The 13,595-nt window shown below is 52.8% G+C and carries 10 protein-coding genes; 7 read left to right on the forward strand and 3 right to left on the reverse strand.

Features of this window, described 5'->3' with window-relative positions; genetic code table 11:
- The first annotated feature begins 122 nt into the window (after positions 1-122).
- Entirely contained in the window at positions 123-1,238 is a 1,116-nt protein-coding gene (locus tag BHW66_RS06800; RefSeq protein ID WP_094140467.1) for an RtcB family protein, read from the forward strand.
- 72 nt (positions 1,239-1,310) lie between these two features.
- Here BHW66_RS06800 and BHW66_RS06805 read toward each other — a convergent pair whose 3' ends face one another.
- Positions 1,311-3,431 (reverse strand): M60 family metallopeptidase, encoded by a 2,121-nt coding sequence (locus tag BHW66_RS06805; RefSeq protein WP_161994147.1) that lies wholly within the window; start codon positions 3,429-3,431, stop codon positions 1,311-1,313.
- A 262-nt stretch (positions 3,432-3,693) separates the two neighbouring features.
- Between BHW66_RS06805 and BHW66_RS06810 the strand changes: the two genes are divergently transcribed.
- The gene (locus BHW66_RS06810) at positions 3,694-4,209 is read left to right on the forward strand and encodes a hypothetical protein (RefSeq protein WP_046434402.1); all 516 of its coding nucleotides are present in this window, start codon (positions 3,694-3,696) and stop codon (positions 4,207-4,209) included.
- A gap of 269 nt (positions 4,210-4,478) precedes the next feature.
- Positions 4,479-5,477, forward strand: a complete 999-nt coding sequence (msrB, locus tag BHW66_RS06815; RefSeq protein WP_343016029.1) for a peptide-methionine (R)-S-oxide reductase MsrB — start codon at positions 4,479-4,481, stop codon at positions 5,475-5,477.
- A 372-nt stretch (positions 5,478-5,849) separates the two neighbouring features.
- Here msrB and BHW66_RS06820 read toward each other — a convergent pair whose 3' ends face one another.
- Positions 5,850-6,413 carry a L,D-transpeptidase gene (locus BHW66_RS06820; protein ID WP_022197255.1) on the reverse strand — a complete coding sequence of 188 codons (564 nt, stop codon included), beginning with the start codon at positions 6,411-6,413 and terminating at the stop codon, positions 5,850-5,852.
- A gap of 270 nt (positions 6,414-6,683) precedes the next feature.
- On the opposite strand from BHW66_RS06820, the gene acnA reads away from it, so the two are divergent.
- The 4 genes from acnA to BHW66_RS06840 all read left to right on the forward strand — a co-directional run bounded on the left by acnA (position 6,684) and on the right by BHW66_RS06840 (position 12,106).
- Positions 6,684-9,437, forward strand: a complete 2,754-nt coding sequence (acnA, locus tag BHW66_RS06825; RefSeq protein ID WP_286688980.1) for an aconitate hydratase AcnA — start codon at positions 6,684-6,686, stop codon at positions 9,435-9,437.
- Between the two features lie 190 nt (positions 9,438-9,627).
- The gene (locus tag BHW66_RS06830; protein WP_012419950.1) at positions 9,628-10,293 is read left to right on the forward strand and encodes an N-acetylmuramoyl-L-alanine amidase; all 666 of its coding nucleotides are present in this window, start codon (positions 9,628-9,630) and stop codon (positions 10,291-10,293) included.
- Positions 10,294-11,246: 953 nt separating this feature from the next.
- Positions 11,247-11,651, forward strand: coding sequence for a hypothetical protein (locus BHW66_RS06835; RefSeq protein WP_046434394.1), 405 nt, complete (start codon positions 11,247-11,249; stop codon positions 11,649-11,651).
- 23 nt (positions 11,652-11,674) lie between these two features.
- Positions 11,675-12,106: a hypothetical protein gene (locus BHW66_RS06840; RefSeq protein WP_012419948.1), complete on the forward strand. Its 432-nt coding sequence runs from the start codon at positions 11,675-11,677 to the stop codon at positions 12,104-12,106.
- Positions 12,107-12,327: 221 nt separating this feature from the next.
- Here BHW66_RS06840 and BHW66_RS06845 read toward each other — a convergent pair whose 3' ends face one another.
- The gene (locus BHW66_RS06845) at positions 12,328-13,500 is read right to left on the reverse strand and encodes a hypothetical protein (RefSeq protein WP_046434390.1); all 1,173 of its coding nucleotides are present in this window, start codon (positions 13,498-13,500) and stop codon (positions 12,328-12,330) included.
- Positions 13,501-13,595: the final 95 nt, after the last annotated feature.

The following is a 13,595-nucleotide window of genomic DNA, read 5'->3' on the forward strand; positions in this document are numbered from 1 at the left end:
AGTTATATAATATGAATACTTATATAATGCAAGAGTCAACAAATGCGTTATGGTGACAAGGTCACAGGGCGCGAAGGCGCTTTCCGCATATCTCCGCGCCCCTCAACCAAAAGAATAAAACCATGATCACCATTGACGGAAAATACACGGAAGCCCGCGTGTTCACGGATGAACTGGAAGACCTGGCCCGCACCCAGATCAGGGACGTCTGCAACCACCCCGCCTTTGAAGGAAGCCGGGTGCGCATCATGCCGGACGTGCACGCCGGAGCCGGCTGCGTCATCGGGTTCACGGCGGAATTGAAAACGGATAAGGTAATTCCCAACCTGATCGGCGTGGATATCGGCTGCGGAGTGCTTACCGCCAGACTGTCCGGACTGCCGGATTTTTCCAGCTTTGACGCACGCCTGCGCGAGCGCGTCCCGTCCGGGATGCATGCCCGTCCCTCCGTTCATCAAGCCTTGCTGGACGACCCGGAACTGGATGAAGAAATCTCCCGCATCTGCATGGACGTGCTGAGAACGGACAAAGACAGGCACCGCCGCTCCGTAGGGTCTCTGGGAGGAGGCAACCACTTCATTGAAATAGCGCAAGGGAAAGAGCACGCTTTCCTGTGCATCCACTCCGGTTCCCGCAATTTCGGTCTGAAGATTGCGGAACGCTACCAGAAAATCGCCGTGGATACTTGTCCGGACGCCTATCTTAAAGAACGCAAAAAAGGACTCTGCTACCTTCAGGGAGAAAATACGCTGAACTACATGCGGGATATGAAGGTGGCTCAGCGCTTCGCAGCCCTGAACCGCCGCGTGATACTGCATGAACTGCTGGATGATGCAGATGATCTGGAAAGTTTCGACACCGTGCACAACTACATTGCGGAAGACCAAATCATCCGCAAGGGAGCCGTCCGGGCCGGACGCGGAGAAAAACTCATCGTTCCCCTGAATATGCGTGACGGCTCCGTCATCTGCATCGGCAAAGGAAATGAAGAATTCAATTCCTCATCTCCGCACGGCGCAGGCCGCAGCATGTCCCGCAAAAAGGCTAAAGCCAATCTTTCCCTGGAGGAATTCGAGGCTTCCATGCAGGGTATTTTCTCCACCTGCGTTTCCCGCGCTACGCTGGATGAAGCGCCAATGGCCTACAAGGATGGCGAGAGCGTGCTGGACAACATCCATGAAACGGCGGAAATCGTGGAACGCATCAGGCCCGTATATAACTTCAAGGCACCCGAATAGCAGGCGGCCCAATACCCGCCCCTCCCGGAATATGATTTTCCGGGAGGCTTTTCCCAAACCTTCAAAACACGGTCAGGAACGCCCGGCAGCATAAATCAACTTATAAGGTTCCGCCGTCTGAATCGGGATGGCGTACACTTTAGAGGTATCATTCCATTCCACGCCGGAAACGTCAAACTTCTGACGGTCATAATAACCTACCACCTTTCCATTGGTCACTACACAGAAAGCGGCTGCATTTTCCCCATTCCGCACAATAATCATGTTATCCTTTTTGGAGGCGCTTACAGACGGGCTGAGTTTTGCGTTCTGCTTGTATTTGGTCCAATAGCCGTTGAGCTGGGACCCATGCAGATTCTGCCCCCACAAATTGACCGTCTTTCCATGCTGATGCAGGAAGGCAATGCGGAATTTCGGTTTGGGGTACCGTTTGGCGGCAATGCGGGCCTTGGATGCCCGGGCCATTTCCTCTGTCATTTTAAAACTGTAATCCCCATATTGATGCCCCTTGCGGTCAATCGGGACAAACCAATTAAAAATTTCAAAGTCATCGGTAAAGTCCGTCCTGCTGATATTGCAAATGCGTTCATACAAGGCCAAATGGGCTTCGGAAACCTCATACGCCTGCCTGGAAAGCGGCTTGCGCCGCAATGATTCAAACAGCCTAGGATAAAATTCGGGATTGATTCCCAGCTTATGGAAATACAGATAAAAGGAATATTGAGCAAAACCCCATTTGGCCCAGCCGTTCAAATCATGGAACGGCATGCCCTTTACCGCTTCTGAAAGCAGGTATTTGCACGGGTTTTCCATATCGGAGGCCTGCTCATTGCCATTAATGGCATTGGTCACCTGGTCCAGAATCAGCTGGGCAAAAAAATTGTTGGAACTTTCCGACATGCTGCGCCAGTTGAACGGATGCTGGTAGCAATGACCGATTTCATGCCCGATTCCCCAAAGGCGGTTTCCCTGAAGAACTCCAGGAGCGAGCACTTCATTTTTCAGCGTATTTCCCTGATCTCCAATACTGTAGCCGCAGTAATACCAGGTTGCAAACATATGGGCTCCTCCTTCTACGGAAACGCCAAGCTGCCGGTTATTGTGCGGCTGGGGATACTTGTCAAATCCCATGATTTTCCACATGGCCTTGACGCTTTCATCCCATACCCTGACGGATTTCGTAATGGAATCCGGACTGTAATCTTTCAGGTACTTTGTGTGAAGAATCATCATGGAATTCCGCCCAACGATATCGAACATGCTATGCGGGGCGTTGCTGATCATACGCTTCCAGTCCTTATCCGTGTGCCTCGTCACGTCAAAATATCCATTCACTATGCCGCTTCCCACAGGAATATGCACCGTTATCGGCTTCTTGGGCGTGCTGATATCGGTGTGATACATCACGTAAAGCAATCCCGAACGGTTGATTCTAATTTTGTTTACCCCTTCGTTCAAAGGATAGGAGGAAGACTCTATTCCCGCTGGAGAAACGGAGGCCAACCCAATATCTTCTCCATGGGTAGGTCCTACGAACACAAGAATTTCATCTCCTTTCTCCGCGACAATTCCGGTAGGATTGTCAAATTTGTTCAGGGCGTTGATATTTCTCACCTTCGCAGCAAACTCCGGATGGCTGTAAGCCTTATAGGAAGCAATGCGGAATTCTTTGTCTTCATAATCGCCGGATTTTATTTTCTTCGCAATCATCTGCAAAAACTCCGGAAGAGCCTTGAGGTCCGTCAAGGTACACCTGGGATTGATGGAGGAGCAGCTCGTGTCCTTAAATACTTTCAGCAATTTCCGGTTAAGTACGGACTCCACCCTTTTGTAAAAGCTGATTTCCCGTACGGTAAAAGACGGAGAGGAACCTTCGGGATAATCAACCGTCAATCTGATTTTCCGAACCTTTTGAAGAGGCTTTTTAAATCTGATCATCCTGGAGCCGCCGATATCGAATTTTCCAAGGTCCTTCCAAGACGAGCCGGACATGGCGGACACGGCAATTTCATTGAAATCGGCTCCGGAAAAAATGATGTAATGAATGGTCTCCGGCACTTCAAACACAAATTCCCCCTCCACATGATGCACTCCGGGAACATGCCAGTTGGCGGATTCCATAGAGCCGTCCACAGCCTGCTTTACGGAATGATTGCCGGAATAGGGGGACTGGGAGGAAGCAGCTTCTTTCACGTGGAGCAAAATGTCTTTCGGAACATCCAGCGAAGGATATTTTGCCGCGAGGGATTTATTTACGGAGATTGTCAGAAAAAGGAAAAATAAAAAAATGGAAAGAAAAATGGAATCTTTTCTCATACACTACATTAATATTTAATGATACTATACATGATTTCCAGCGTTTTTTTTCATGCTTTTCATGTTATAGTACAAAAATTCCCTCATGCGGGGACGGGAATTCCCATCTGCTTCCTGGCAAATTCTTTCATGGATCACCATGGAATATTATGCCATGCTTCTCTCCATGAACGAAGGCCGGCCCTGTCATCAATCAGTAAACAAACGGGTCAAATGGCTTGGCGCTCTGGCCGTCCTTCTTTTTCTCCTGGGCACGGGGCTGTTTTCCTTTTTATGGAATGTTCCGCTGAATACGTTAAGGCCCGCCCACGCCATCGCAGCTCCTTCCGCCATTCTTGTCAGGGAAAATTCTTCCCCGGAACGCTGCCGCATGGCTCTGGAACCCTCCTTCCTGGCCAGCATCCAGCCTTTCCTGAAACACTATGTGGAAACCGTCACCAATGCCGGACGCCTCGACTTCTCCAGCCATGTCCCGCAAGAGGTGGAAATACGGATGGAGGGGCTTTCCATCGGCCTGAGCCCTTCTCTGGCCGTTTTCAACTTCCGAACCAAATACGGATTCAGCATGCAGACAAGCAGAAAACCGGACGCCTCCGACCGGGCTATTTACCAGTGGCTGAAAAACAGGATGAAGGCGGAAAAACGGGAGAAATAAGGAAATATGGACACAGGTATCGAACGGAATGAACCCGCTGTTGTCTAATCATTTACCTTTCCGGAAAAGCCGGGGGACAGCAGTTGCCCGGCCCAGGGAGCCGCTGCTCCCGCACCGGAAGGCGACTCCATACAGCGTTTATGAAGCGTATTTACCACGGACCATGGACACTGGCCGGACTGGCATGCGCCATTTTGGCCGCAGTCGCCATGCTCTCCTTTTTTTCCTGCGGGGAAAAAGGCCAGGCAAGCAGTAATGACAAACCTCATATGGACAACAAGGATTTAAAAACGATTTACCTGGCGGGAGGCTGTTTCTGGGGAGTGGAAAAATACTTCTCCCTGATGCCCGGCGTTAAGGAAACGGAAGTGGGATATGCCAACGGCTCCACGGCTTCTCCCACGTATGAAGAAGTATGCAGCGGGAAAACGGGCCATGCGGAAACGGTAAAAGTAGTATTTGACCCGGAAGAACTCAGTCTGCCCTTTCTTCTGGAACGGTATTACTCCATTATTGATCCTGTTTCCGTCAACAAACAGGGAAACGACAGGGGAATTCAATACCGCACGGGCATTTATTACGCGGATGAGAAGGACAAACCTGTTATAGAAACGTCCCTGAAAAGGCTCCAGCAGCACTTCAGGCAGCCTCTGGCAATTGAAGTTCAGCCCCTCCGCCAATTTTCACGGGCGGAAAAATATCATCAGCGCTATCTGGATAAAAACCCTGGCGGATACTGCCATATTCCACCCGCCAAATTCCGGGAAGCGTCCCAGGCCCGCGAAAACGAACCTGTTTACCGGAAAAAATCGGACGAAGAGCTGCGCCGCGTCCTGACACGCGAGCAATTTGCCGTCACGCGGAATAACGCGACGGAACCTCCCTTCCGCAATGAATATTTCAATAACGACAGACCCGGCATTTATGTGGACGTCACGACAGGCGAACCTTTATTCCTGTCCACGGACAAGTTTGATTCAGGCTGCGGCTGGCCCAGCTTCTCCCGCCCCATCAAAGAAGAACTGATTCAGGAAAAACAGGATTTCTCCCACGGTATGAGGCGCACGGAAGTCCGCAGCAAAACGGGAGACGCCCACCTGGGCCACGTTTTCACAGACGGCCCGAAGGAACAGGGCGGACTGCGCTACTGCATCAACAGCGCCTCCCTGAAATTCATTCCTGAACAGGACATGGAAGCACAGGGTTATGGAAAATACCTTCCCCTGCTGCACCGGGAAGGAACAGACAGGAAAGCTGCGGAAAAATAATCCGGAGAAAAAGCAGGGGAGGCCAATCCTTCTTCTCCATTAATCTTTTACAACACGGAGGAACAAATGCGGCCCCGGGAGAACAAGCACCATGTCCTCTTCACGAAATACGGGCAGCCCGTTCATTCCCCAAGTTCTGCGGTCAAGCAGACGGCTTCCCTCCATGCCGCTGCCGACTGTATCGTATTCATTCATCGGCAGCGGCATGGAGGGTTCGGGTTGCTAAGGCAATGCGACTTGCGGCAAGTACCGTTTATCTACATGTCGTTTATTAAAATAGCGGCGGATGACGTTTTTTTGTTTAAAAAAATGAGTTTTTAAAAAATGCGGGGAATTTTTCTTCCGGAAAAGCGCCCGGAAATTTTCCGGGCATTACTGTACAATCGTAACGGGCGTGCCTACCTTAACGGTTTTGAAAAGCGGCACGCAGGAAGAGCGGGTCATGCGGATGCACCCATGGGACTGCGGCGTCTGGAAAACAGGGCCTACGTGCATCCCAATTCCGCTGTCCGTCAGCCGCATGAAGTAAGGCATGGAGGCATCATACAAATTGGAAACATGATGCACTGCCTTTTCCGTAATGCGGAAATGGCCCACGGGCGTGCGGTGGGAAGCCTTACCCACGCAAACGGGAAAATCCATGGCTACCTCATCCCCCACCATCAACTGGCCCCTTTGGCGACCGCGACTGATCACCACGCGCGTATTGCCCGGGGTAGCCTTTTTCATGATATCGGGATTCATCCATTCGTCGTGCACCTCCGTATAATCAATTCCTGCTACAACCACCCTCGCGTGCGGTCCGTAGGAGGTCATGGGTACGGTTGCAGGCACGGTCAGGGGCACCATGCGCAAATTCTCTTCCTGCGGGCCAGAACAGGCAGCCAGCGCCAACGCTCCCGCTATGATTGATAAGATGTTTTTTGCGTTCATCATCTTGAAACCTTTCACAGGGTTGGACAATACTGCGAACTCATTTTCAATGTTCCATGACGCACTCCATGATTCCTGCGGCGTGCATGGAGAAAAAATGCCGGAAAAAGCGGCCGCCCCGGTTCAGAGAAAAATTTCCCCGGCTTCGGAAGGGGGGGGAAAAATCCGCCCTCCGTCACACAGAGTCCTTGCCTTATCACATTTGGCCTGTATAGTACCCGCGACTGCCAGGAGGGCAGCCGCCTGTTTACAGTTAACCCTCTATTCCGCATCATGACCAAGATTGCCAAGAGTACGTTCATCACGGGAGCCGGAACCCCGGGACAGTTTTATTCACTGCCAGCCTTGGCGGAAAACGGCTATCCCCGCCTGAACCGCCTTCCCGTTTCCATCCGGATCGTTCTGGAATCCCTGCTCCGCAATTGCGACGGCCTGAAAGTGACTGAAAAGGACGTGGACAACCTGGCTTCCTGGAATGCCAACAATCCCGGTTCCTATGAAATCCCGTTTACGGTAGCCCGCATTGTCCTGCAGGACCTGACGGGCGTCCCTCTTCTGGTGGATCTGGCGGCCATGCGCTCCGCCGTAGCAGGATTGGGAAAAGACGCCTCCGTCATTGAACCTCTGGTCCCCGTGGACCTGGTGGTGGACCACTCCGTCCAGGTGGACTGGGCAGGATGCACGGATGCTCTGGAAAAGAACCTGGACATTGAATTCCAGCGCAATGCGGAACGCTACGAATTCCTCAAATGGGGCCAGCAGGCCTTTCAGACTTTTTCCGTGGTTCCTCCGTCCGTGGGCATTGTCCACCAGGTCAATCTGGAATACCTGGCGCAGGGCGTGATGGAAAAGGATGGCGTTTACTTCCCGGATACCCTGGTGGGAACGGATTCCCATACCACGATGATTAACGGCATAGGCGTTGTGGGCTGGGGTGTTGGCGGCATTGAGGCGGAAGCCGGGATGCTCGGCCAGCCCGTCACGTTCCTGGTGCCGGAAGTAGTAGGCGTCCATATGACGGGAGAACTCCGCGAAGGAGTGACCGCCACGGACCTGGCGCTGCATGTCACCCAGATGCTGCGCAGCCACGGAGTCGTAGGCAAATTTGTGGAATTCTTCGGAGACGGGGCGGCGGCCCTGCCTCTGGCAGACCGGGCTACCGTAGCAAACATGGCCCCGGAATACGGCGCCACCATGGGCTTCTTCCCCATGGATGAACGCTGCTCCGACTATCTGCGCCAGACAGGCAGGAGCGAAGAAGCCATCACTACGTACGAAAACTACTTCAAGGCACAGAACCTGTGGGGAATGCCCCGTAACGGAGATCTGGACTACACGGACCAGCTGGAACTGGACCTGTCTGCCGTGGAACCAGCCGTCTCCGGCCCCAGACGCCCGCAGGACCACATTCGCCTGAACTCTATCAGGGACAGCTTCCGCAAGCTTGTCAGCATGCCCGTGGCGGAAGGAGGTTACGGCAAGAAGGAATCTCCGGAGGTCACGGTTTCCATGCACTCCCCGGCGGGCGTCCCCGTTCCGGTGGACGGTTTCAGCCAGGAAGCGAAGCTGAAAGACGGCAGCATCCTCATCGCCGCCATCACCTCTTGCACCAACACGTCCAACCCGGCGCTGATGCTTGCCGCCGGGCTGCTCGCCAAAAAAGCGGTTGAACGGGGGCTGAACGTGCCTCCGCACGTGAAAACGTCCATTGCTCCGGGTTCCCGTATCGCCTCCGATTACTTTGCAACCAACAGCCTCCAGGAATCCCTGGACGCTCTGGGCTTTGAAACCGTCGGCTACGGCTGCACCACCTGCATCGGCAACTCCGGGCCGTTAAATCCGGAGCTGGAACAGGCCGTCCGGGACAATGACATTGTAGCGGCTTCCGTCCTGTCCGGCAACCGCAACTTTGAAGCCCGCATCCATGCCTCCATCAAGACCAACTTCCTGATGTCCCCTCCCCTGGTCGCCGCCTTTGCGCTGGCCGGCCGCGTGGACATCGACTTCCAGACGGAACCGCTGGGCACGGACCGCAGCGGGAACCCCGTATTTCTGAAGGACATCTGGCCCAGCTCCGGGGAAATTGCGGAAGCCGTTGCCAAATCCCGCAACCCGGAAGCATACCGGGAGCTTTACACCATCACGCCGGACAAGAATCCCCGCTGGGCGGCCGTATACGCGCCGGAAGGCTCTGTCTTCCAGTGGAATGAACAATCCACCTACATTCAGGACCCTCCTTTCTTCAGCGGCTTCAACGGCCAGCCCCGCACACTGGCGGATATCACGGATGCCCGCCCCCTGGGCATTTTCGGCGATTCCGTAACCACGGACCACATCTCCCCTGCCGGAGCCATCCGGGAAACAGGGCCCGCAGGGCTGTACCTGCAGGGCATGGGAGTGGACAGAAAAGATTTCAACTCCTTCGGCTCCCGCCGCGGAAACGACCGCGTGATGACCCGCGGTACCTTCGCCAATGTCCGCATTAAAAACCTGATGGTAGACGGCACGGAAGGCGGTTACACACTGTATTTCGGCAACCGCGCCGTTCCCGCCCCGGACAAGGAAATAATCCCTGCCGCGGGAACGCCCGCCTTCATCTATGATGCGGCCATGGCCTACGCTCAGGACGGCGTTCCGCTCATCGTCATCGGCGGAGAAGACTACGGCATGGGCTCTTCCCGCGACTGGGCGGCCAAGGGCACGAATTTGCTGGGCGTCAAAGCCGTCATCACCAAGAGTTTTGAGCGTATCCACCGCTCCAACCTTATCGGCATGGGCGTCCTGCCCCTCAACTTCGCCGACAAGGCGGATTATGACCGCATCACTCCGTTGAAGGACGCCACCTTCTCCATCCTGGGCCTGAACAACGGCATCGCTCCGCGCCAGCAGGTCACCCTGCGCGTACAGCCCGCGGATGCGGAAGCATTTGACGTGCCTGTCATCGTCCGCATTGATACGCCTATTGAAAAAGAATACTATCTGGCGGGCGGCATCCTGCAATATGTCCTTACCCAAATCCTCAGATAACGGGATATGTACCGGGCGTTCCCGGTACGGCTTCCCCTCGCGGACGGGCCCCTTCCTCCCGAAGGCGCGGCCCCGTCCGTCTCATCCGCACCGGATATACCTGCAACTTCACAACACGGCCTGATTAGTTCATCCGAACTAATTCCAAATTCTTCTTGCAATCCTTCCAGGCTGTTCCTAGAACAAACGCATGGAATATAGATTTGTCTGGACGGGCTTTTTTGCCGTATTCGCCGCCCTGACGTTCTGCAGCTGTTCGCAGAACGACAAAATGAGGCCGCCGGCCGTCTCCTTTAAAATTCAAAAGGCGCCGGTAGTTCCCCGCACACCCGGCCAGATGGGCCGTGAAGTAGGCATTAAAGTTTCCTACATGCCCAAAAACACGTATGCCCGCAAGCGCGCATCCTCCATGCGCCCCCGCTTCATCACCATCCACAGCACCGCCAACCCCAAAGGAGACGCCAATGCCCACTCCCGTTACCTGAACAGCGGCAAGTCCCGCAGCCTGAACTGGCACTTCACTGTGGACCAATTCGGCGCCTACCAGCACATCCCCACTACGGAAACCGGCCACCATGCGGACCATTCCGGACCGGGAGACCAATACTCCGTAGCCATTGAAATGTGTGAATGCACCACGCATAACCCTGTCGTCATCTACAACAAGACGGCCAAGCTGGCGGCGCTGCTGATGATGCGCTACAACGTCCCCCTGCGCAACGTAGTGCCTCACAACTACTGGTCCGGCAAGAATTGCCCCGCCCCGCTGATGACTAATGGGCGCCCCGGGTACAAATGGAGCTGGTTCATTTCCCGCGTGGATTATTACTACCGCTGCCTCCAGGCAGGAAGATAATACTGCCGCATATGCCGCACGCCCCTTTGCCGCTTCCGGCATAAAGAAGGCAGGAAATGTTTCAGGAAAGAACAGGAATCACTTCTTTCCCTGAAAATATGCATTGGCTGAACACCGGGAATTCACCGCATTTCCGGCTCGCGGAAAGCAGGATCCGCCTCCATTGATACGGCTAATGTACACGGCCGTAAAAGACGGCAAATAACACCCGTCCGGGAACAATCTTCATCAACATCAAAATCCGGAACACGGACCGGGAATAAGAAATAGTGCTGAAAGCTTTTGATGCCTCCTGAACCACCCCGGAACAGGTTATTTGACCTGAATCCGATTCACCGGTCCCATCCTCTCCGGATGGATCGAAAAAGACTGCGGGAGACTCAACATCAACAGGGAAACTTGAAAACCATGAAGCGCTTTCACAGGATGCTCAGATGCGGACCATCGAAGCCAGCAGCTTCTTACCCGCCATATGGAAGCATTGAGGGAACAATCCGGCACCATGTTCATGGAAAACCAGCAGGAACTCAAACTGAAAGGCTCCAGAGAAAACAGCCTCCTCATGCCAGAAACATGGCATTTTAGTGGAATCCCGGCCCCTCGGCATACCAGAATCTCCCATTTTATCCCGTATGGCGGATAAATATAAAGGGCCCGCAGCTCAACTGTGCCTTTGCTGAACGCCGCAGCATGGCGGCATGCCCCCGGTAAAATCCACGCCTTCGGGCGGAATTAAAGCCAATCCGGGCATTTTCAACTTCTCCCGAGATGCGAAGGCGTTGTTTCTCCGTTGGAACGCCGGACACTCCTATTCAGCGCCTCATCCTCCCCGGGGTCTTTCCCGGATAATCATTATTTTGTTAGATATTTTTGTAACTATCTATCAAGCAATCATTATATAAAACATATTAAAAATATGTTTACATATATCAAAATTGTCCCATAATTTTAGGATGAATAAGATATTGCAGTTATTGGGCATTTTGACCTTTGTTATTTGCAATTATGGGAATGCAAAGGAATTAAAATGTGAATACGAATTAAAAAATTTAAACATAGAGCCAGTCAGGGTAGCCAACGCCAAACGCACTTACACAGTCTATATATCCTGTAAGTATACAAGCGTTCATCACACGGGTGAGACAGGGGGGCCAATACCGCTGCGAAAGACAATTACCCCGGTAGTAACCGGTACAGATGATGAAAAAGAGGGCAAAGCCGAGGCATATGCAGAAGGAGAAAGCACAGTCATCGCAATGGCCCGGCTGCGTTTGACAGAAGAATGCGGTTTGCAATGCGGCAACTGCAACGAAGTAGGCTGCACCTGCGTCGGCTGCAATGACAACATAAATAAATAAAACTGATTAATAAATAAACTGATATGAAACCATTACTGAAAATTGCCTTTTTGTCGATAGCCTGCTTTCCCTGTTTTTGCATTAATAATGCCGCCGGTTCGGAGGATGTAATTCCCGGCAGTCAGAAAATTGACAGGGAAAATTCAATCATCAATCCTATTATTCTTACAGGAATCAAGAAAACAGACGATATCAGGGAATCTCAGAAGGAATATATCAGGAAACACTATGAGGGATATGGCATACTAGGGTACATATATACCATGCATGATGGCAAATATATTCAGATTATTTCTATTAGAAATGATCAGGGTCAGGAAAAATTAATCTACTTTGACATGACCGATATTTACAGAAAGCTAGGAAAATCGAGAGATAAAAAAACAAGAAAAGATATCAAAAGATTGATAGAAGATCACAAACCGCTGGAAAAAGAGCCAGCCGAATCCGTGTGATGGGTTTGTTCCGCACCGTGGAACTCTCAGATAACGGATAACAACAGCGTTTTTTAATTATTTCGGATAGTTCTGAAAAATTCCCCGGCAGGAATAAATAATCAGCCTTTCTGAAAGACTGGAAAATCCGGAAATACGCCAGGGCTGCGCTCCTGAGAAGAACATTCACGGGCGCTTTCCAGAAAAGAAGGATACCCGTCGCGAAAAGACAGGAACTATTTTCAGGTATTACGCTTCCTGGCGGATTCCACCAGGCGCCGCCGGGCTTCCCGCCTGGCCCGGAATGCCTGTTCACGTCTTTTCTCCTCCGCCAGAGCCGCCTTTTTCTCGGAATCGCGTAGTTTCCCGTAAAGCAGCGGGTTCATGGCGGCCTCATCTTCCGGGCCCTCATGATAATACACGGGCAGGCCGTCTGCAGCCAGCGCCACATGGTAGTAACGGCCTTTCTCCTTCAAGCCCCTGCCTTTTTTATCCAGCCGGGAAAGAATCACGGCATATCCAAGCCCAGGGGCGTTCATCAGCTTCCGCCGTCCATCGAATAATGCGGCCACGCGCATGTTGTCGTAGTCCAGCTTCATGACGCCGCAAACCATTTCACCCTCCGTATTCCAGTACATGACCAACTTTTTTCTTCCCAGGGAATTGGGCTTGCACGTTTCATAGGCTCCCTTGACGGGGCGGTTTTCCACAAGCAGGGAGTAATCCGCATTCCTGTAATTTTTTGATTCTCTCGCGGCAAGCTGTTCTGCCGGAGGGAGCAGAGAGGAAACGGGAGCGCGCATTTCCGTCCGTTCCTCAGACAGGCATTTGGAGGGAATAAGAACACCCTTATCCATATCATAATAAGCGCAGCGGCTCCCCTGCTCCAGAACCACATCGAAATTCTTCTGCCCCCTGCCGCTTTCCGGACGCGCCTGCGGACGGAAGTATTCCCGGATACGGAACGGAGGCCCCTGAATGATGGAAAGCGATGTGGCACAAACCAGTCCATCCACTTTTCTGGTTCCCGTTAAAGCTCCGGCATTCTTCTTCCGGGCCATTTCATGATACCGGGGCGAGATATTCTTTTCTGCCGGCGTCCACGTCACCTTCTGCAGTTCCTTCATCAGGAAAGGCCAAAGCATCGCGGCCAGTTTCAGGTTCCGGCGCGCCTCCGCTCCCGTCAGAGAAGCCGCAAGCGCAGCGTCTTCCTCATCCAGACGGGTTAACGGAATTTCCACATGCCTTCGCCCTATTTTCAGAACTGCCCCGGCCCCTGTGCAGGAATGGAAACTGCCCTTCACCACATCTCCAAATTTGGAAATCCATTCCCGTTCCCCCGGAAAGGCATATTCCTCCGCCGGCGCACAAACCGCGCCGCACCACGCCAGCACAGCAAATAAAAGGCATTTCATCGTCAGGAATCCAGGGGTGCGCTTTCAAGCTAACATACGGGAACAGCCGGGAAGAAGCTTTTTCCCGGCTCTTTTCCCAATCTTCGTTCCCGGCG

It is taken from the genome of Akkermansia sp. 54_46, from assembly GCF_001917295.1.
In the GTDB taxonomy this organism is placed as follows: domain Bacteria; phylum Verrucomicrobiota; class Verrucomicrobiia; order Verrucomicrobiales; family Akkermansiaceae; genus Akkermansia; species Akkermansia muciniphila.